The organism is Shewanella psychropiezotolerans, from assembly GCF_007197555.1.
Classification (GTDB): Bacteria; Pseudomonadota; Gammaproteobacteria; order Enterobacterales; family Shewanellaceae; genus Shewanella; species Shewanella psychropiezotolerans.
In genome coordinates, this window is the sequence record NZ_CP041614.1 from 1534631 (window position 1) to 1555335 (window position 20705).

Annotated in this window: 15 protein-coding genes; 14 read left to right on the forward strand and 1 reads right to left on the reverse strand. The window is 45.9% G+C overall.

Going from position 1 to position 20705, the window contains the following annotated elements; genetic code table 11:
- Positions 1-74 precede the first annotated feature (74 nt).
- The 6 genes from rimP (at position 75) to rpsO (ending at position 6624) form a co-directional block, all read left to right on the forward strand.
- Positions 75-530, forward strand: a complete 456-nt coding sequence (gene rimP, locus FM037_RS06825) for a ribosome maturation factor RimP (RefSeq protein ID WP_144045379.1) — start codon at positions 75-77, stop codon at positions 528-530.
- A gap of 28 nt (positions 531-558) precedes the next feature.
- On the forward strand, positions 559-2058 hold the full coding sequence (nusA, locus tag FM037_RS06830) for a transcription termination factor NusA (RefSeq protein WP_144045380.1): 1500 nt from the start codon (positions 559-561) through the stop codon (positions 2056-2058).
- Positions 2059-2084: 26 nt separating this feature from the next.
- Positions 2085-4763 carry a translation initiation factor IF-2 gene (gene infB / locus FM037_RS06835; protein WP_144045381.1) on the forward strand — a complete coding sequence of 893 codons (2679 nt, stop codon included), beginning with the start codon at positions 2085-2087 and terminating at the stop codon, positions 4761-4763.
- Between the two features lie 77 nt (positions 4764-4840).
- Positions 4841-5263, forward strand: coding sequence for a 30S ribosome-binding factor RbfA (gene rbfA, locus FM037_RS06840; protein ID WP_144045382.1), 423 nt, complete (start codon positions 4841-4843; stop codon positions 5261-5263).
- Positions 5263-6225, forward strand: a complete 963-nt coding sequence (gene truB, locus FM037_RS06845; protein ID WP_144045383.1) for a tRNA pseudouridine(55) synthase TruB — start codon at positions 5263-5265, stop codon at positions 6223-6225. Before rbfA ends, truB begins: the two co-directional genes overlap by 1 nt.
- Before the next feature lie 129 nt (positions 6226-6354).
- Positions 6355-6624: a 30S ribosomal protein S15 gene (rpsO, locus tag FM037_RS06850; protein WP_005503004.1), complete on the forward strand. Its 270-nt coding sequence runs from the start codon at positions 6355-6357 to the stop codon at positions 6622-6624.
- A gap of 93 nt (positions 6625-6717) precedes the next feature.
- On the opposite strand, the gene FM037_RS06855 is transcribed toward rpsO, so the two are convergent.
- Positions 6718-8751, reverse strand: coding sequence for a putative bifunctional diguanylate cyclase/phosphodiesterase (locus tag FM037_RS06855; protein ID WP_144045384.1), 2034 nt, complete (start codon positions 8749-8751; stop codon positions 6718-6720).
- Between the two features lie 195 nt (positions 8752-8946).
- Here FM037_RS06855 and pnp point away from each other — a divergent pair, with 195 nt between their 5' ends.
- The 8 genes from pnp to deoA all read left to right on the forward strand — a co-directional run bounded on the left by pnp (position 8947) and on the right by deoA (position 20704).
- Positions 8947-11055, forward strand: a complete 2109-nt coding sequence (pnp, locus tag FM037_RS06860) for a polyribonucleotide nucleotidyltransferase (RefSeq protein ID WP_144045385.1) — start codon at positions 8947-8949, stop codon at positions 11053-11055.
- A 245-nt stretch (positions 11056-11300) separates the two neighbouring features.
- Complete coding sequence (gene nlpI / locus FM037_RS06865; RefSeq protein ID WP_144045386.1) at positions 11301-12200, forward strand: lipoprotein NlpI; 900 nt, start codon at positions 11301-11303, stop codon at positions 12198-12200.
- 165 nt (positions 12201-12365) lie between these two features.
- Positions 12366-13946 (forward strand): peptide chain release factor 3, encoded by a 1581-nt coding sequence (gene prfC / locus FM037_RS06870; RefSeq protein ID WP_144045387.1) that lies wholly within the window; start codon positions 12366-12368, stop codon positions 13944-13946.
- 516 nt (positions 13947-14462) lie between these two features.
- Positions 14463-15257 (forward strand): TatD family hydrolase, encoded by a 795-nt coding sequence (locus FM037_RS06880; protein WP_227992630.1) that lies wholly within the window; start codon positions 14463-14465, stop codon positions 15255-15257.
- Positions 15258-15418: 161 nt separating this feature from the next.
- The gene (locus tag FM037_RS06885; protein WP_144045390.1) at positions 15419-16693 is read left to right on the forward strand and encodes a NupC/NupG family nucleoside CNT transporter; all 1275 of its coding nucleotides are present in this window, start codon (positions 15419-15421) and stop codon (positions 16691-16693) included.
- Between the two features lie 383 nt (positions 16694-17076).
- A complete protein-coding gene (locus FM037_RS06890; protein WP_144045391.1) occupies positions 17077-17925 on the forward strand; it encodes a nucleoside-specific channel-forming Tsx family protein in 849 nt (282 codons plus the stop codon).
- 486 nt (positions 17926-18411) lie between these two features.
- Complete coding sequence (gene deoC, locus FM037_RS06895) at positions 18412-19185, forward strand: deoxyribose-phosphate aldolase (protein WP_144045392.1); 774 nt, start codon at positions 18412-18414, stop codon at positions 19183-19185.
- Positions 19186-19372: 187 nt separating this feature from the next.
- Complete coding sequence (deoA, locus tag FM037_RS06900) at positions 19373-20704, forward strand: thymidine phosphorylase (RefSeq protein ID WP_144045393.1); 1332 nt, start codon at positions 19373-19375, stop codon at positions 20702-20704.
- Position 20705: the final 1 nt, after the last annotated feature.

Consider the following 20705-nt stretch of genomic DNA (forward strand, 5'->3'; position numbering starts at 1 on the left):
TAACTTATAAAATGCTGCTTTTGCAGTGTTATACCGGGGCTATCTAGCCCTTTTTTGTTTTTCGGGGGGTAACCTTGGCTACTATAGAAAAAAAACTGGAAGAGATGCTTAAATCTCCAGTTGAAGCATTGGGGCATAGACTTTGGGGCTTGGAATATATCCAAGCGGGCAAACATTCAACACTTAGAGTGTATATCGATAATGATAAAGGTATCTTTATCGAAGATTGCGCCGAAACCAGTCGCCAGATAAGTGCTGTGCTCGATGTTGAGGATCCTATTTCAACCGAATATACATTAGAAGTTTCTTCTCCCGGTGTAGACAGGCCACTGTTCAGTGCTGAGCAGTATGGGAGCTACATCGATGAGACTGTAAAAATTCAACTGACTATGCCTGTTGCGGGTAGTCGTAATTTAAAAGGTACCGTTATAGGGATCGAGGGGCAGACGCTCACGCTTTCTGTAGATGGTAACGAACTGATTATTGCCTTGGATAATATCCGTAGAGGCAACCTAATCGCTAAGTTTTGATGGATTCAAAAATCAACGAGGCAAGAGGATGAATAAAGAGATTCTGCTAGTCGCTGAGGCGGTTTCAAATGAGAAAGGTGTTCCTCGCGAGAAGATTTTCGAAGCGTTGGAAATTGCTTTAGCCACAGCAACAAAAAAGAAGCACGTAGGTGAGATTGAAGTTCGCGTCGAAATCGATCGTAAGACCGGTGCTTACGAAACTTTCCGTCGCTGGCAAGTTGTAGAAGATACAGGTGAACCATTAGAGAACCCTTATGGTGAAATAACACTAGAAGCTGCTCAGTATGAAGATCCTGAAATACAACTTGGTGACTATGTCGAAGATGATATGGAGTCAGTTACGTTCGACCGTATCACGACGCAGACAGCCAAGCAGGTTATCGTACAGAAGGTACGTGAAGCTGAGCGAGCTCAAGTCGTTGAGCAGTTTCAGGACCGTGAAGGTGAGTTGATCACAGGTATCGTGAAGAAGAGCAACCGCGAGAGTGTGGTTGTCGATCTTGGCGGTAATGCCGATGCCGTTCTGTTCAAAGAAGACCTCATTTCACGTGAGAACTTCCGTCCTGGCGATAGAATTCGTGCCTTACTCTTCTCGGTTCGCCCTGAAGCTCGTGGTGCACAACTGTTCATGACTCGTACTAAGCCCGAAATGCTTATTGAACTTTTCCGCGTAGAAGTGCCGGAAATTGCCGATGAGATGATTGAAATCATGGGCGCGGCTCGTGATCCAGGTTCTCGCGCTAAGATTGCGGTTAAGTCGAATGACCGTAGAATTGATCCTATCGGTGCCTGTGTTGGCATGCGTGGTGCTCGAGTTCAAGCGGTATCTAACGAGCTAAACGGCGAGCGTGTCGATATTGTGCTTTGGGATGATAACCCGGCTCAGTTCGTGATCAATGCCATGGCGCCTGCCGATGTGGCTTCTATCGTCGTTGACGAAGATAGCCATTCTATGGATATTGCAGTCGAGGCTGACAACTTGGCTCAGGCCATTGGTCGTAATGGTCAGAATGTCCGCTTAGCCACTCAACTCTCCGGTTGGGAGTTGAATGTAATGACTGTAGAAGATCTGCAGGAAAAACATCAGGCTGAAAGTGCAAAAGTAGTCAGCCTGTTTGTTGCATCTTTAGAAGTTGATGAAGATTTCGCTCAGGTACTTGCAGATGAAGGCTTTACTTCATTGGAAGAGATAGCTTATGTACCTGCCGCCGAACTGATGGAGATCGATGGTTTTGATGAAGATACCGTCGAAGCATTGAGAGAACGTGCTAAAGCGGCAATTTCGACTCGAGCATTGGCAACAGAAGAAGCACTCGACGGTGCAGAACCAAGTGAAGAGCTTCTTGCACTGGAAGGGCTGGAAAAACACCTGGCTTTCGTTTTTGCAAGTAAAGGTGTGATAACACTTGAACATTTAGCCGAGCAAGGCATTGATGACTTGATCGATATTGAAGAATTGACAGAAGAAAAGGCTGGTGAGCTCATCATGGCAGCCCGTAATATCTGTTGGTTTGGCGACGAAGAATAACTCGCTCAACAGAGGGGATTGAACATATGGCAGATACAACAGTAGAAAAACTGGCCGGCGAAATAGGAAAAACTGCAGACAGATTAGTCGAGCAGTTATCTGATGCTGGAATTAAAAAAAGTAAATTAGACACAGTTTCTGAATCAGAGAAGCAGCAACTGCTGGATTTTTTAAAGAAACAACATGGCGGCGATGCCACTCCAACTAAGATGACGTTGCAGCGTAAATCTGTTTCAACTTTAAGTGTGGGCTCTGGCCGTGACACTAAAGATGTCAAAGTTGAAGTGCGTAAGAAGCGTACCTTTGTGAAGCGCGATCCGGCAGCAGAAGCTGCGGCAAATGCCGAACAAGAGACTAAAGCTGCAGCCGATGCAGAGCTGAAAGCCAAAGCCGATGCTGATGCGAAGTCGGCAGCCGATGCACTAGCCCAAGAGAAATCAAAAGTGGCCGAAGAAGCGAAAGAAAAAGCGAAAGCGGCAGCAGCTGAAAAAGCTAAGCCAGTAGTCGAAACGGCAGAAGAAAAAGCTGCCAGAATTGAGGCTGACAAGTTACAAACTGCTCAAGAGCAAGTCGCTAAAGCTAAGGCTGATGAAGAAGCCAATGCGGCAGCTGAAACTGCGCGTAAACTAGCTGAAGAGAACTCGGGGCGTTGGGCCGAAGAAGAGAAGTCTCGTAAAGAGGCTGAGAAGACTGGCGATCACCATATCACCACTTCAACAGAAGCTCGTGCAGCGGAAGATACCGCCGATGCTAATGCTGAGAAGCGCGATCGTCGTCCTCGTAAAGCTCCGACTCCAGTTCCTGCCACTACAGGTAAAGGCAAGCGTCGCGGCGGCAGAGATAACCGTAACTCACGTAACTCACGTGGCGGCCGTAACTCTCGTAACACACGTAGCATAGCGCCTGAGTCTATGGACCATGCATTCACTAAGCCTGCAGTTGTCGTTAAAGCCGATGTGAGCATAGGTGAAACTGTTTCAGTGTCTGAGCTCGCTCAGAAGATGGCAGTAAAGGCAACCGAGATCATCAAGGCTATGATGAAGATGGGCTCCATGGTTACGATTAACCAGGTGCTTGATCAGGAAACCGCTCAGCTAGTGGCTGAAGAGATGGGTCACAAGGTAACACTGACTCGCGAAAACGAGCTTGAGCACCAGGTGCTAGCGGATCGTGATGGTAACATCGAAGCCGTAACTCGTGCGCCGGTAGTGACCATCATGGGTCACGTCGACCATGGTAAGACATCGCTGCTTGATTATATTCGTAAGGCAAAAGTTGCCTCAGGTGAAGCCGGTGGTATTACTCAGCATATCGGTGCATACCATGTTGAAACAGACAATGGCATGATCACCTTCTTAGATACTCCTGGTCACGCGGCGTTTACGTCTATGCGTGCTCGTGGTGCTAAGGCGACTGATATCGTTATCTTGGTTGTTGCAGCCGATGATGGTGTTATGCCACAGACTATCGAAGCGATTCAACATGCTAAGGCCGGTAAAGTGCCTCTGATTGTTGCAGTCAACAAGATGGATAAGCCTGATGCGGATGCAGAGCGTGTTAAGAGTGAGCTTTCTCAACACGGCATCATGTCTGAAGATTGGGGCGGCAACAACATGTTTGTTAGCGTTTCGGCTAAGACAGGTCAAGGTATCGATGAACTGCTGGAAGGCATTTTGCTTGAATCCGAAGTTCTCGAACTTAAAGCTATCAAAGAAGGCATGGCGGCTGGTGTTGTCATCGAATCTAAGCTAGATAAAGGCCGCGGCCCGGTTGCTACCGTTCTGGTACAAGAAGGTACACTTAAGCAAGGCGATATCGTTCTTTGTGGTCTTGAGTACGGTAAAATCCGTGCCATGCGCGATGAGAATGGTAGAGCAATTAAGGAAGCGGGTCCGTCGTTCCCCGTTGAGATTCTTGGTCTCTCGGGTGTTCCTGCTGCCGGTGATGAAGCTACTGTCGTACGTGATGAGCGTAAGGCTCGTGAAGTTGCCCTGTATCGTCAAGGTAAGTTCCGCGATGTTAAGCTAGCACGTCAGCAGAAGTCTAAGCTTGAGAACATGTTCGCGAACATGACCGAAGGCGAAGTAGAGGAACTTAATATCGTGCTTAAGGCCGATGTACAAGGTTCACTCGAGGCTATCGCTGACTCGCTAAACAAGCTGTCTACCGATGAAGTTAAGGTTAACATCATCGCACGTGGTGTCGGTGGTCTGACCGAAACTGATGCGACATTAGCATCAGCTTCGAACGCTATCATGATAGGTTTCAACATTCGTGCCGATGCACAAGCGCGTAAGGTTATCGACAGCGAAAGCGTCGACCTTCGCTACTACAGTGTCATCTACAACTTGATCGATGAAGTTAGAGATGCGATGAGCGGTCTACTTGCTCCTGAGTTCAAGCAAGTGATTATCGGTCTTGCTGAAGTTCGTGATGTGTTTAAGTCTCCTAAGATTGGCGCAATTGCCGGTTGTATGGTGACTGAAGGTACCATCAAGAAGAGTGCTCCTATCCGCGTACTACGTGAAAACATCGTTATCTACGAAGGTGAGCTAGAATCACTGCGTCGTTTCAAAGATGATGTGGCAGACGTACGTAACGGTATGGAATGTGGTATCGGTGTGAAGAACTATAATGACGTCAGAGTAGGCGATCAGATAGAGGTCTTCGAAACCATCGAGATTGCTCGCTCCTTAGAAGCGTAAAGCGTAATAGGGCGGCGAAAGCCGCCCTTTTTGTTTATAGCTGCAAACAGCAGAATAAAATATTAAGGCCAAATATTATGGCAAAAGAATTTAGTCGTACACGCCGTATCGGGCAACAGTTACAACAAGAGTTAGCCCAAGTATTGCATCGTGATATCAAAGATCCTCGTGTCGGCATGGTAACGGTCAATGATGTGGAAGTCTCTCGTGATCTGAGTTACGCCAAAGTTTTTGTCACCTTCTTCGAGGAAGATGACAAGATAGTGGCAGAGAAGCTTGAAGCACTCAGCAGTGCCGCTGGTTACATACGTTCTTTAGTCGCGGGTCGCATGAAATTGCGAGTGATGCCAGAACTTAGGTTCATCTATGATGCATCCTTGGTTGAAGGCATGCGCATGTCAAACCTTGTAACGCGCGTTATTCATAACGATGAAGCTAAACAGAAACATGCCAATCGTGATGAACAAAGTGAAGATAAAGATCAGCAAGGTGAGGATTAATGGGGCGTCGTCAGCGTGGTCGCTTCATTGATGGGATCTTGCTCTTGGATAAAGAGACAGGGATGAGCTCTAACTTTGCCCTGCAAAGGGTAAAACGGCTTTTCGATGCCAATAAAGCGGGCCATACTGGCGCCTTAGATCCCTTAGCCACAGGTATGTTACCGATATGCCTGGGCGAAGCTACCAAGTTTTCTCAGCACCTTCTCGATGCGGATAAGCGCTATCTGGTCACGGCTAAACTTGGTGTGCGAACCGATACTAGTGATTCTGACGGTGAAGTGGTGCAGACTCGTCCCCTGGATTTTACCCAAGACTTATTGATTGAGTCTCTGGATTATTTCCGTGGAGAGACTATGCAGGTGCCTTCCATGTTCTCGGCGCTAAAGCATAAGGGACAGCCCCTTTATAAGTACGCCCGTGAAGGCATCGAAGTGCCCAGAGAAGCCAGACCCATCACGGTATTTGAGCTAAACTTTATCTCTTTAGAAGGCGATGAGCTGACCTTAGACATACATTGTTCTAAGGGAACCTACATTCGTACCATCACAGATGATCTCGGTGAAATGTTGGGATGCGGCGCCCACGTGATAATGCTCAGACGTACTCAAGTTGCAGACTACCCTTATGATCGCATCGTAAGCTTAACTCAGTTAAATGAAATGGTTGAAAAGGCTGAGGCCGAAGGTGCAGATCCTAAAGCTATTCTGGATGAGTTATTGTTGCCCATGGATACGGCGGTCAGTAAGTTTCAAGAAATCAACTTAGCCGACACTGTTGCACCTTATCTAATGAATGGCAATCCGGTACAGAATCCTGGAAATTGTGAGTTAGCCGATGGAGAACTCGTGCGCCTCACTATAGGTGAAGAGCATAAGTTTGTCGGTATAGGCTCAATTAATGATGATGGCTTGCTGGCACCTAAGCGCCTTATCGTACTGAGAGATAGCTTAGAAACCACTTAACGTTACCTTTTGGCGGTTATTTTACTTTGCTGGTTGCGTATCTCACCGGGAATGGGTAAAATGCCGCGCTCCTTTAGCTGAGTTAGTGATTGGCTAAAGATTTATTAATGCATTATTTGGAGAGACAAAATGTCACTAAATGCTGAACAAACTGCAAAAATCCTGGCTGACTTCGGTCGTTGTGAAAACGATACTGGTTCTTCTGAAGTTCAGGTTGCTCTTTTAACTGCTCAGATTAATCATCTACAGGGCCATTTCAAGCAGCACATCCACGATCATCACTCTCGTCGTGGTCTACTACGTATGGTTAGCACACGTCGTAAACTTCTTGCATACCTAAAGCGTACTGAAAATGTTCGTTACCAGGAACTAATCAAGAAGCTAGGTCTACGTCGTTAATTTTAACGATTAAACCTGGATAAGGAGGCTTAGGCCTCCTTTTTTATTGCCTGTAAAAAAGAAGGCGAAAGCAAAGTTCCTAGATTCTAGTGATTAAATCTGACTGATAGTCGCCGTATGTGGTTTGATAAATTTTTCTTCAAATTCATGCTGAGACAGAGGTTTACTGAAAAAGAAACCTTGTCCCATCTGACAATCATTGGCCTTGAGCCAATCCAACTGATCCTGTGTTTCTATTCCTTCCGCGACGATATTGAGCTTAAGTTGTTTACCTAACATTAAGATGGTCGAGGCTATGGCGCTCTCTTGAGGCAGGTCGGTAACGAAACAGCGATCGATCTTCATGGTGGTAATGGGAAGGTGACGTAAATAAGATAATGATGAATAGCCTGTACCGAAATCATCCACGGCAATACCAAATCCAGCCGATTTTAGCTGTTCTAACTTGGTAATGGCTTTCTCTACGTTATTCATCAAGGAAGTTTCGGTTATCTCTATCTCTAACAGCTCAGGCCTTATTTGGTATCTAAGGGAGAGCTGCTTTATATCTGGAACCAGACTTGGATCTTCAAATTGCTGTGAAGCTACATTGACCGCAATAGGTAACGCAAAATTGTAGTTTTTTTGCCACTCCTTGATTGTTTTACATGCTTGCTCTATGACCCAGCGACCTATAGGGATGATGATTCCGGTTTCTTCGGCTACCGGGATAAAGGACATGGGGCTTATCAGGCGACCATCTTTCTGCCAGCGAATGAGTGCCTCACAGGCAACGACTCTTCCAGTCTTGATATCGAATTTTGGTTGGTAATGTAAGACAAATTCATTGTTCTTTAGTGCATCGTGTAGAGAGGCCTCTGTACGTAATCTAACTGCTGCACGCTCTGTCATTTGTTGCTTGAAGAAGGCCCATTGATTTGAGCCGGCAGCTTTTGCGCTATACATGGCGATATCAGAATGGCGGATCAGATCTTCGGCGCTCATACCGTCATCGGGGTAGATAGAGATCCCGACTGATGCGGCTGGATGAATGGTGTGCTCGTTGAGTTGCATGGGGGTGTTCAACTGAAAAAGCAGGTGTTCAACAAAGTCGGCTGCTTGATCCGGGTTCCGTATTTCATCGGCTAATATCACGAATTCATCCCCGCCCAAGCGAGCCACAGTGCCTTTATCCGCAACGACGCGCTCGAGAACTTGAGCTATTCGGGTAAGAAATTGATCGCCTATGGCATGACCCAAGGAGTCATTGATATTTTTAAATCTGTCTAGATCGATAAATAACATGCAAAATTGGTGTTTATGTACACGGGCCCTTTGAATGGTAACCGCTATGGTTTCCAGTAGCAGCGTGCGGTTAGGTAACCCTGTGAGTGGGTCTCGAGTCGCCATTTTTCTTAGTTTACTTTGGGTCTGACCGAACTGAATCAGGATCTGGTTAAATTTTGATGTAACCAGACCTAGTTCATCGTCCATGTGAGCCTTAGATACCGGCAGTAAGTTCTCATCGGGTGATTCAGGATCTATCTTGTCAATTGCCTCACTGATCTCGGCGATGGGCTTGGTCAAGAAGCGATGAAAAACAATCGAAAGCAACAGAGTGATAAGCAGGGCGCGGATCAAGGTTGCGACTAAACTGAATCTAAGTTGTGAAAAGAGTGAGTCAGTGAGTTCCTGGGTGTCATAGAAGATGGTTAATGTCCCTATGAGCTGCTGTTTCTCACTGTCTTTAAAATCAAAGGGTCGATAAAGGGGGCGCGAGATTTCTCTAAGGTCGCCAAAGAGTTTTTTACTTAATTGATCGAATATATTCGGAGAAGAGAGAGGTGAGGCGACTGAGACAAACATGGAGCCGTCATCGAGTTCGATAACTGCCGAACCCACATGGGCGACTTTTAACACCCCCTCTATGGTTTGTTTGGCTAAGTTATCGTCCAATGCCCAGACAGCGTTAGAGGCGGGTTGCTCTACCGAGTCTAACAACTCTTTCTGCGACGCTTTAAGTTCATCCCTGGTGGTTACACCGACTAAGGCAATTTCGACGATAAAAATGGCGACAGCGAAAAAGAGTGCCGAAAAAACGACAAGGCTGGTTTGTTTCCATGTAAGCGATTTAAAGCTGGCAGTCATTAACTCATCCATTAATCAGTGAACTGATATTAGAAACGGAACTATTTAGGCATTCCATAACAAAATAATCCTGATATTATTCACTTTAGAGAAAAGTTTCGGCTTTGTCATCAATCTGTGCCCTTTATCTCTTGAATAGAGATGAAGTATACTTACGCGCGTAATTAAGATAATTAAATTTAAGGAATGGTTCACGTGAATCCAATCGTAAAGAGTTTTGAGTATGGTCAGCACACAGTCACATTAGAGACTGGGGTTATTGCACGTCAAGCAGATGCTGCCGTTTTAGCAAGTATGGGTGATACTACAGTCTTGGTTACTGTGGTAGGAAAGAAACACGAAGAGCCGGGTCGCGACTTTTTCCCACTTACAGTGAATTATCAGGAAAGAACTTACGCTGCCGGTAAGATCCCTGGTGGTTTCTTCAAGCGTGAAGGTCGTCCATCTGAGAGTGAAACGCTGATCGCACGTCTTATCGATCGTCCCATTCGTCCTCTATTCCCTAATGGCTTCAAGAATGAAGTTCAGGTAATTATCACAGTCGTTTCTGTGGATCCTGAAATCAACCCTGATGTCATCTCTATGATAGGTACTTCTGCAGCCTTAGCTATCTCAGGTCTGCCATTCAATGGTCCATTGGGTGTGGCGCGTGTTGGTTACATCAACGGCGAATATATCCTTAACCCTGAAGTTAGTCAGTTAGCCGAGAGTGACCTGGACCTAATCGTCGCGGGTACCGAAGGCGCAGTATTGATGGTGGAGTCTGAAGCCGCCTCATTGCCAGAAGAAGTTATGCTAGGCAGCGTCGCCTATGGTCACGAGCAACAGCAAGTTGTGATCACTGCCATCAAGGAGCTTAAAGCTGAAGCGGGCAAGCCTGCATGGGATTGGTCTGCACCTGTATCTGATGAAGATTTGGTCGCCAAAATTAAGGCGCTTGCAGAAGAGAAATTCTCAGCTGCATACCAGATTGCTGATAAGAGTGAACGTCGTGACTCGGTTAACGCACTTAAGAGTGACGCTATCGAGAAACTAGTTGCTGAAAACGCGGATGTCGACTTACGTGAAGTCGGTAAGATATTAAGTAGCGTTGAGAAGCAAGTCGTACGTGGCCGTATCATAGCGGGTAAGCCACGTATCGATGGTCGTGAGCCAGATATGGTTCGTGGTCTTAACGTAATGGCAGGTGTACTTCCACGTACTCACGGTAGCGCGATATTTACCCGTGGTGAGACTCAAGCACTAGTGACTTGTACTCTAGGTACCGAGCGTGATGCACAGAAAGTTGACAGCATCATGGGCGAATACACTAACCGCTTTATGCTGCACTACAACTTCCCTCCTTACTGTGTGGGCGAGACGGGTTTTGTTGGTTCACCTAAGCGTCGTGAAATTGGTCACGGTAAGCTAGCTTGGCGTGGTATTAACGCGGTTATGCCGTCTGCAGAAGAATTCCCATACAGCATTCGCGTCGTATCAGAGATCACTGAATCAAACGGTTCAAGCTCTATGGCTTCTGTATGTGGTACTTCTCTTGCGTTAATGGATGCGGGTGTACCAATCAAGACATCTGTTGCCGGTATCGCCATGGGTCTGGTTAAAGAGGGTGACGATTTCGTCGTTCTTTCTGACATTTTAGGTGATGAAGATCACTTAGGTGATATGGACTTCAAAGTGGCTGGTACTCGTGACGGTATCACTGCACTGCAGATGGATATCAAGATCGAAGGTATCACGCAAGAGATCATGCAGATTGCACTTCAGCAAGCTTATGGCGCTCGAGTTCATATCCTTAACGTGATGGACCAGGCTATTGGTACACATCGTGATGATATTTCAGCTCACGCACCACGTATTACCACCATCAAGATCAACCCAGAAAAAATCCGTGATGTGATTGGTAAAGGTGGCGCTACAATCCGTGCGCTTACAGAAGAAACTGGTACCACTATCGAGCTAGAAGATGATGGTACAGTTAAGATCGCATCTTCTAACGGCGAAGCGACTAAAGAAGCTATCCGTCGTATCGAAGAGATCACTGCTGAAGTCGAAGTCGGTACTATCTATAACGGTAAGGTCGTTCGTATCGTTGATTTCGGTGCCTTCGTGACAATCTTGCCAGGTAAAGATGGTTTGGTTCACATCTCTCAGATAGCTGAAGAGCGTGTTGCCAACGTTTCTGATTACCTACAGACTGGTCAAGAAGTCAAAGTTAAGGTGATGGAAGTTGATCGTCAGGGTCGCGTACGTCTTTCTATGAAAGAAGCACAGCCTAAAGCCGAGTCAGCACCTGCTGCCGAGTAATCACTATTTAGTGAATTAACAAAGGAGACCTTAGGGTCTCCTTTTTTGTACTCGGTGATTGGGTTTGGTGATGTTTTAGTGAATAATTTGCAGATATTTATCTATGCTTGACTTCATTTTTTGTAAACTTATACTTTTTACTAGCAATAAGCTGAATGAATTGAGAAAAATTTAAATCCCTGATAGCAGTAGCGATAGGGGATTGCTATGATTAGCGTCATAGTTGAACTCAAAGGGTTAAATGGATGAATCAAAAAGTGCGGACCACCGCAATCGCTGTTTTGGCTGGTATGAGTATTTTCCTGACCGGATGTGTGTCGACTCAGTCTGGTGGCAGCGAGCAAGGTAAGGTGATGGTTGAGCCCGTCATGCCCGATTACAAGCTAGAAATAACGCTTGCCAAGTTAAATGAAATTTTATCCTCAGCCGATTTAACTCAAGAGCAAAAAGCACGATTCCATTATGACCGGGGTGTCATCTATGACAGCGTAGGTTTACGGATTCTGAGCCGAATCGACTTTCATCAAGCATTGAAACTTCAGCCTAATCTCGCCGATGCCTATAACTTCATCGGGATCTATTATACCCAGGAAGGTCAGTTCGAGAGTGCATATGAAGCTTTCGATGCTGTGCTGGAGCTGTCACCCGAATATGATTACGCATTCTTAAACCGTGGTATTGCCCTCTATTATGGTCAGCGTTACGAGTTAGCGGTTGCCGATATGCAATCATTCTACTCATTGGACCCTAAAGATGGCTACCGTGCCTTATGGTTATATTTGACGGAAAGTGCCCAGGATACTGAGCAAGCCAAAGCTAACCTGGAAGTGAACCAGGCTGAGCTTGTGCCAAATGCCTGGTCGAGTGTACTGGTGGATTATTATCTTGGAAAAAAATCCAGGGAAGCGGTATTTTCTGCGGCTAAAATGGGGCTTTCTCACCCCAATGAATATGCGGAACGTCTATGTGAAGCCTACTTCTATATTGCAAAGATAGCCCAAGAGCAAGGTCAGTATAGCGATGCGGCAAATTATTTCAGGCTGGCACTCGCGACAAACATCTATGACTTTGTCGAGCATAGATATGCGCGAATCGAGTTAGCTAAGCTAAATAGCATCATGCAGCAAGAGTTGCAGAGTCAATAATTGAGCTCAAGTATTTTGTTATTAAAAGCGTAATGCCATCCCAAAAAGATGGCATTTTTTATGTCTTTATTAAAATGCAGACTCTGGGATTAGTCACCTAGCTAATTTGCACGCTTGGCGCTATAATTGCCGCCTTTTTAGCACATCACCAATCTGCAGGTTACCATGTCAGGCAATACAGTTGAGGTCGGCAAACGTCGCACTTTCGCCATTATCTCTCACCCGGATGCGGGTAAAACCACCATTACCGAAAAAGTACTCTTGTTCGGTAATGCCTTACAGAAGGCCGGAACCGTAAAAGGTAAGAAGTCAGGTCAACATGCAAAGTCTGATTGGATGGAGATGGAGAAAGAGCGTGGGATCTCGATCACCACATCTGTCATGCAGTTTCCCTATAAAGAGGCTTTAATCAATCTTCTCGATACTCCGGGTCACGAAGACTTCTCGGAAGATACCTATCGTACCCTGACTGCCGTCGATTCCTGTCTGATGGTGATCGACTCGGCCAAAGGTGTAGAGCAAAGAACGATTAAGCTAATGGAAGTCACGCGCCTGCGTGATACGCCTATCGTCACTTTCATGAACAAGTTAGACCGTGACATTCGCGAGCCATTAGAGCTGATGGACGAGGTCGAAGATGTACTGAATATTGCCTGTGCACCCATTACCTGGCCTATCGGCTCAGGTAAAGAGTTTAAAGGTGTTTACCACCTATTACGTGATGAGGTGATTTTATACCAGAGTGGTCAGGGCCATACGATTCAGGATTCTAAGATCATCAAGGGGCTGGATAACCCAGAGCTTGATGATGCTATCGGCGCCTATGCCGATGAAGTGCGCGAAGAGTTAGAATTGGTTCTTGGTGCCGCGACCGAGTTCGATCTCGAGCTGTTCCTCAAGGGAGAGCTGACGCCGGTATTTTTCGGTACCGCATTGGGTAACTTTGGTGTCGATCATATCCTCGACGGTATGGTCGAATGGGCTCCTACACCTCAGCCTCGTGAAACCGAGGCGAGAGATGTACTGCCCCAAGAGGAGAAGTTCTCTGGCTTCGTGTTTAAGATCCAAGCAAACATGGATCCAAGACACAGAGATAGAGTCGCATTTATGCGGATCTGTTCTGGTAAGTATGAGCAGGGCATGAAGATGCACCATGTCCGTCTAGGTAAAGATGTCAATGTCAGTGATGCGTTAACCTTTATGGCTGGCGATCGTAATCGCGCCATAGTGGCATATCCAGGCGATATTATTGGCCTGCATAACCACGGCACCATGCGTATCGGCGATACATTTACCCAAGGTGAGAAGTTGCGTTTCACCGGCATACCTAACTTTGCTCCTGAGATGTTCCGTCGTATTCGTTTAAAAGATCCGTTGAAACAGAAGCAGCTACTTAAAGGCTTAGTCCAGCTTGCCGAAGAGGGTGCCGTGCAGGTATTCAGACCGATAGATTCGAACGATCTTATCGTTGGTGCTGTTGGTGTACTTCAGTTTGAAGTAGTTGTTGGCCGATTGAAGAGCGAATATAAGGTCGAAGCCATCTATGAAGCTATCCATGTAGCCACAGCCCGTTGGGTGTATTGTGACGATGAGAAGAAACTGGACGAGTTCAGACGTAAGTGCAGCCCTAACTTAGCGCTGGATGGTGGCAATAACCTGACCTATATCGCCCCGACTATGGTTAATCTTAATCTGTCTATGGAGCGCTATCCTGACGTTCAGTTTGCCAAGACTCGTGAGAATTAATCTACACTAGCGTTTGGTTCCCTGTGCCCAGATATTTTATTTAAGCCCCATTCGAAAGATTGGGGCTTTTTTATTGAATCGTTTATTATACCATTCCGAGTAAGTATCTGATTATTCAGCGGGAGTTCAAAGCACTGTAGGCAAGGCGAATGTTTGAAGCTAATAGTTATTCTCGGCAACAAGCTCCTGCGTTGCTCTACCTCCTGCATCCATGCAGTCGTATATCGAGAACATTCAACGTAGCATAAAGGGCTTTGAAACCCGCACTGCGTGAGGCTCTCAGTGTTTCCACTTCTGTGTTGCATTGACTTAAAAGGGAATAACCATTTCCTCATCAATGCGTCTTGAATTGAAAAAACTGAGAGCCTCTGAACTGACCAGATACTTATATGGAATGGTATTATCTATATATGTATCGGTTTTGTTATGGGAAGGTTTCTGGGCCATTTTCTTAAGCCACAAAAGATAAAAGCCGATTTTGGTATGACTAAATTAAATTCATTAAATGAGCGAATAATGTCGACGATGCGAATACTTGATAGCCATGCTCATCTTGACGATGACTTGTTCGATACTGACCGTGACGAACTCTTCGAGTCTATGGCTCAAACAGGCATAGAAACGGCTATCATCCCGGGAGTCAGCCCCGAGCGCTGGGACAAGCAACTGGATATAGCAAAGCGGTACTCATGTCCCTATGGGCTAGGCATTCATCCTTGGTTTTGTGAAGACAACCCTCAGCAGGCCTTGAAGCAATTAACAGATAAACTCAATCGCTATAGAGAAGACCCATACTTGGTCGCCATCGGCGAGTGCGGTCTGGATAAGATACGTAAAGATAATTGGGATGGACAAATCATTGCCCTGGAGGCTCAACTCTCTATGGCTCAGCAGCTAAATTTGCCGGTTATCTTGCATGTCGTTAAAGCACATAGTGAGATGCTGGCCATCTTGAAACGCTACTCTCTGCCCAGAGGTGGAGTGATCCACGGTTTCTACGGCAGCTTAGAAATCGCCAGCGAGTACATTAAGCTAGGTTTTAAGCTGGGGATAGGGGGTTTAATTTTAAATACGAGTGCCAGAAAACTGAAAACCTGTGTCGCTCAACTTCCCCTCGAAAGTTTGTTAATTGAGACAGATTCTCCTGCTATGACACCTCGAAATGCAGCAGAATCACGCAATACTCCCCTTATTTTGCAGTCAATCATCGCAGAAATAGCAAATTTACATAAAAAATCCAGTGTTCTGATTTCAGAACATGCGTTTCGGAATGCGGTGCAACTCTTTGACCTTAAATTAATTTTAATTTAAACAGATGTGAATCGCATCGTAAGTTGTGACTAAGGTGCTGAAATTAAACTTCAAAAACTTGATCGAAACGACGCTTTTGAGCTATTGCTCGGGTATAATCGACCTCGAAAAAGGTTGGTTAACAACATAATTAAAAAGTATTAACAATAGGGTGATGGTTAATGGATATTTTAATGAGTCTAGTAGGGGTGGTCACCTTACTTACAATTGGTTTCTTACTATCGAATGGTAAGAAGTCAATCAACTACCGTACCGTTGGTGGTGCGTTAGCAATTCAAGCTGCTTTTGGTGGCTTCGTGCTTTATGTTCCAATTGGTCAAGAAGTACTAGGTGGCGTTTCAATGGGCGTAGCCAGTGTCATTGGTTACTCTCAAGCTGGTATCAACTTCCTCTTCGGTGGTTTGGGTACTGACGCTATGTTCGCAAACGGTGTTGGCTTCGTCTTCGCTATCCGCGTTCTACCTGTCATTATCTTCTTCTCTTCTTTAATAGCAGTACTTTACTACCTAGGCATCATGCAACTTGTCATCAAGTTTATCGGTGGCGCATTGCAAAAAGCATTAGGTACAAGCCGTACTGAGTCTATGTCTGCTACGGCAAACATCTTCGTCGGTCAAACTGAAGCTCCTCTAGTTGTTCGTCCGTTTATCGCGACTATGACTAATTCAGAGCTTTTCGCCATCATGGTTGGTGGTCTGGCTTCTATCGCTGGTGCGGTACTTGCTGGCTACGCTGGCATGGGCGTTAAGATTGAGTATCTGGTTGCAGCGTCATTTATGGCGGCGCCTGGTGGTCTTATGATGGCTAAGCTTATGCATCCAGAGACCGAAGAAACTAACAACGACATGAACGACTTGCCTGAAGATGCAGACAAGCCAGCTAACGTTATTGACGCTGCCGCATCTGGTGCCGCATCTGGTATGCACTTAGCACTTAACGTTGGCGCTATGCTATTAGCCTTCGTTGGTCTTATTGCCATGCTTAACGGCATGATCGGTGGACTAGGTGGTCTTGTTGGTATCGAGAACTTAACTCTGGAGCTTATCCTAGGTTACATCTTCATGCCTCTTGCATTCCTAATCGGTGTACCTTGGAATGAAGCACTGGTTGCCGGTTCATTCATCGGTCAGAAGATCATCGTGAACGAATTCGTCGCTTACCTGAACTTCGCTCCTTACCTTAAAGATATTGCCGATGGCGGTATGGTTGTTGCTGAAACGGGTCTTGCTATGACTGATAGAACTAAAGCTATCATCTCATTCGCACTATGTGGATTCGCTAACCTATCTTCAATCGCTATTCTACTTGGTGGTCTAGGCGCCATGGCTCCAAGCCGTCGTCATGACTTAGCTAAGCTAGGCGTACGTGCCGTTATCGCAGCATCGCTTGCGAACCTAATGAGTGCGACACTAGCGGGTCTATTCTTAGCACTATAATCGTCAGGCAGTTCATATGAGCTGCCTTGTTTTATGTCTAAGGTAAATCCTGTGGGGATTCCCACAATTGGGCTCTGTTCATGGGGGCAGGGTCCAAGTTAGCTCAACCATTTTTCACAGTAATACAAGATTACATCTAGTTCTTCCTTACCTTTGCGGGAAGAGCTGTGTTCGAATAAACACAGTTAAAAATCAGGTTTTTCGCGATAGCTGTTGTTAAATAGCATGAAGAATCAGAAGTTTGTTCATTTGTTAGAATTTTGTGTTCGCACTTTCACACAAATTATATTGTGCTTTACGATAAATTGGGTAGAATGCGGCGCCATAAGAAAAGAACGCTGACTCGAAAAGAGCGGCATACCATAAAATAAATGGGGTTGATGATGAAAAACGTTAAAACTATAGCACTAGCTACAGCACTAGCAGCAACAGCTGCTATGTCTGCACCAACATTCGCAGCAGACCGCGGCGATGATATCCGTTCTGGCGATTACAGCTGGATGCAGTTCAATGCAATGTATGCGTTCAACGAGCTACCACGTACTGATGCTGATGATGGCGGACACGATTACCTGGAAATGGAATTCGGCGGCCGCGCTGGCTTCGTAGACCTATACGGTTATGTTGATGTGTTCAACTTAGCTACGGGTGATTCAGGCGACAAGGCAGATGGTTCTGGTAAGAGCAAGATGTTCATGAAGTTTGCCCCGCGTTTCTCTATCGATGCAATCACAGGTTGGGATCTTTCAGCTGGTCCTATCCAGGAAGTTTACTTCTCGACTCTTTTCAATTGGGGTGGCGGTGCTGTTGGTGAAGATGTGAACGCATCTTTCTGGGGTATCGGTGCTGACGTTATGGTTCCATGGTTAGGTAAGACTGGCATGAACCTTTACGCTCATTACGACATGAATGGCAAAGAGTGGAACGGTTACCAATTCTCTATGAACTGGTTTAAGCCTTTCGTTAACTTCGATAATGGTTCATTCGTTTCATTCCAGGGTTATATCGATTACCAGTTCGGTGCTGATGACGACTACGGTAACGAATTTGTTCCTATGTCTTCAAACGGCGGTGCTGCTTACTTCGGCGTACATTGGCATTCAGACAACTACGCATTGGGTTATGGCTTAAAAGCATACCAAGACGTTTACCTACTTGAAGATGGTGCCGGTATTGTTGGTCTAGAAACGACTGGTTTCGCACACTACCTAACAGCTACTTACAAGTTCTAAGACCCGCTCTTAGGCTGGTACTTAGAAATAAGTAAGTAGATATAGAGCCAGAGTTGCTGGCTCTACTTAACACTCAATACTCGGAATCGAGTCCGGTATTGAGTGTTAATATTTACTTAAGTATGCAAGATTTAATGGCATATTTACGTAAATGTTAAACACGTTTTACGCGCTAAAATGGATTTTTCGCGGAAAGGCAGGAACCTAGCACTCTAGTTGTAATGACTCAGTTCCCCTTCCCGGTCTTCAAGGATTCAAGTCGTGACCTAGTGTCAGGATTGTTGTTACCGATTATGATTAAAAAATCGCGAGCAACGCTGAATACCTGAATAAACAGATATCGAATTTCGATATCTTAGGCATTGCCCGAAGGCCCGGCCATAACAATAATCAAAATGCCCCCTATTGGCACTGTCATAAGTAGATTTCTATTTCAATTTTACTATTTGAACTTTTACACATTGAATATTGTTTCGGAGAACTATTATGAGCGATTTAAAACAAGCTGCACAAAAAGCCATTGAATTAATGGACTTAACTACCCTTAATGACGACGATACCGATCAGAAAGTGATCGAGCTTTGTCATAAAGCCCAGACTGCAGCAGGTAACACCGCCGCTATCTGTATCTATCCACGTTTCATCCCTATTGCCCGTAAGACACTGAACGAAATGGGCGCTGAAAGCGTACGTATCGCGACAGTGACTAACTTCCCACACGGCAACGATGATATCGCTATCGCAGTATTAGAGACTCGTGCAGCCGTTGCTTACGGTGCAGATGAGGTCGATGTGGTTTTCCCATACCGCGCCCTGATGGCAGGTAACGAAACTGTTGGTTTCGAGCTAGTTAAAGCCTGTAAAGAAGCCTGTGGTGAAGATGTTCTGCTAAAAGTTATCATCGAGTCTGGTGTGCTTCAAGATCCAGCCCTTATCCGTAAAGCCTCTGAGCTTTGTATCGATGCCGGTGCCGATTTCATCAAGACATCAACCGGTAAAGTCGCGGTCAATGCCACGCTAGAAGCGGCTGAGATCATGATGACAGTGATCAGTGAGAAGAACACTAAAGTGGGTTTCAAGCCTGCAGGTGGTGTTCGTGATGCCGCAGCTGCCAAAGAATTTTTAGGCGTAGCCGCTCGTCTTCTTGGCGATGATTGGGCTACTCCACGTACCTTCCGTTTCGGTGCTTCTAGTCTACTAGTTAACCTGCTGCACACTTTAGAGCTTGGTGAAGCTGCTAAAGGTAAGCAGGGCTACTAAGTCACAATAGCCTTATTCTTTTAATGTGAAGAATAAGGCTAATCTTTTTAGTTAAGTGTGATCTAAATCTAATTGAAGGCACTGAAACTCGGCTAATATCAAATGTAGCAAAGTTACAGTTTTAGTGTTTTATAAAAGAGTTTGTGGCTTAAAACTGAATTTTAGTTACAGACTTGGAGGCAGTACCATGTTTCTAGCACAAGAGATAATTCGTAAAAAACGCAACGCAGAAGCCTTGTCTAAAGAAGAGATCCTATTCTTCGTTAAAGGCATCACCGACAATACTGTTTCAGAAGGTCAAATTGCGGCCTTTGGTATGGCAGTCTACTTCAACGACATGAACATGGATGAGCGCATTGCGCTGACCACATGCATGCGTGACTCAGGCACAGTACTCAACTGGCAGAGTCTGGACCTTAACGGTCCTATCATAGATAAGCACAGCACTGGCGGCGTCGGTGACGTGATCAGCTTGATGCTTGGCCCAATGGCTGCCGCTTGTGGTGGTTATGTGCCTATGATATCGGGTCGTGGCCTAGGTCATACCGGTGGCACCTTAGATAAGTTTGATGCTATTCCAGGTTATCAAACCGAGCCAGATAGTGCCCTGTTCAGAAAAGTGGTTAAAGAGGCGGGCGTGGCCATCATAGGTCAAACCGGCGATCTGGTTCCAGCCGATAAACGTTTCTATTCTATCCGTGACAATACCGCCACCGTCGAATCAATTTCCCTTATTACTGCTTCAATTCTTTCTAAGAAATTGGCAGCGGGTCTCGATGCTCTGGCAATGGACGTCAAAGTCGGCAGTGGCGCATTTATGCCAACCTATGAAGCCTCTGAAGAGCTGGCTCGTAGCATTACTGCCGTAGCGAACGGTGCCGGGACTAAGACAACAGCACTACTTACCGATATGAACCAGGTCTTAGCTTCTTGTGCCGGTAATGCCGTCGAAGTGAAAGAGGCGGTGGATTTTCTTACCGGGAAATACCGCAATCCACGTTTATACGAAGTCACCATGGGTCTATGTGCCGAAATGCTGCAACTCGGCGGCCTAGCCGCAAATGAAGCTGAAGCGCGAGTTAAACTGAATAAAGTACTCGACAATGGTAAGGCTGCTGAAATTTTTGGCCGCATGATATCAGGACTCGGTGGTCCGACAGATTTTATCGAAAATCCAGGTCTGTATCTGCCTGAGTCTAAAATTGTGCGCCCGGTTTATGCCGAGCAAACAGGTTTCGCCTCAGCCATGGATACCCGAGAGCTAGGTATGGCTGTGGTCACCTTAGGTGGTGGACGCCGTAAACCTGGTGACGCACTGGATTACAGTGTCGGCTTGACTCAGGTTTGCGCCTTAGGTGATGAGATCACCAAGGACAAGCCGATTGCCATGATCCACGCTCAGTCAGAGAGCGCTTTCGAAGAAGCGTCTACTGCTGTAAGAAATGCTATTCAGGTTGCAGAGACTCGCCCCGAGAAGACGCCTGAAATTTATCGTTATATACGCGCCGAAGATCTGTAAA

Excerpts from the sequence above, each read along its gene's own strand:
- truB (WP_144045383.1), top strand. The coding sequence starts at position 5,263 with ATGGGGCGTCGTCAGCGTGGTCGCTTCATTGATGGGATCTTGCTCTTG.
- nlpI (WP_144045386.1), top strand. The coding sequence starts at position 11,301 with ATGAATCAAAAAGTGCGGACCACCGCAATCGCTGTTTTGGCTGGTATG.
- nusA (WP_144045380.1), top strand. The coding sequence starts at position 559 with ATGAATAAAGAGATTCTGCTAGTCGCTGAGGCGGTTTCAAATGAGAAA.
- FM037_RS06880 (WP_227992630.1), top strand. The coding sequence starts at position 14,463 with ATGTCGACGATGCGAATACTTGATAGCCATGCTCATCTTGACGATGAC.
- rbfA (WP_144045382.1), top strand. The coding sequence starts at position 4,841 with ATGGCAAAAGAATTTAGTCGTACACGCCGTATCGGGCAACAGTTACAA.
- FM037_RS06890 (WP_144045391.1), top strand. The coding sequence starts at position 17,077 with ATGAAAAACGTTAAAACTATAGCACTAGCTACAGCACTAGCAGCAACA.
- infB (WP_144045381.1), top strand. The coding sequence starts at position 2,085 with ATGGCAGATACAACAGTAGAAAAACTGGCCGGCGAAATAGGAAAAACT.
- deoC (WP_144045392.1), top strand. The coding sequence starts at position 18,412 with ATGAGCGATTTAAAACAAGCTGCACAAAAAGCCATTGAATTAATGGAC.
- FM037_RS06855 (WP_144045384.1), bottom strand. The coding sequence starts at position 8,751 with ATGACTGCCAGCTTTAAATCGCTTACATGGAAACAAACCAGCCTTGTC.
- deoA (WP_144045393.1), top strand. The coding sequence starts at position 19,373 with ATGTTTCTAGCACAAGAGATAATTCGTAAAAAACGCAACGCAGAAGCC.
- rpsO (WP_005503004.1), top strand. The coding sequence starts at position 6,355 with ATGTCACTAAATGCTGAACAAACTGCAAAAATCCTGGCTGACTTCGGT.
- FM037_RS06885 (WP_144045390.1), top strand. The coding sequence starts at position 15,419 with ATGGATATTTTAATGAGTCTAGTAGGGGTGGTCACCTTACTTACAATT.
- prfC (WP_144045387.1), top strand. The coding sequence starts at position 12,366 with ATGTCAGGCAATACAGTTGAGGTCGGCAAACGTCGCACTTTCGCCATT.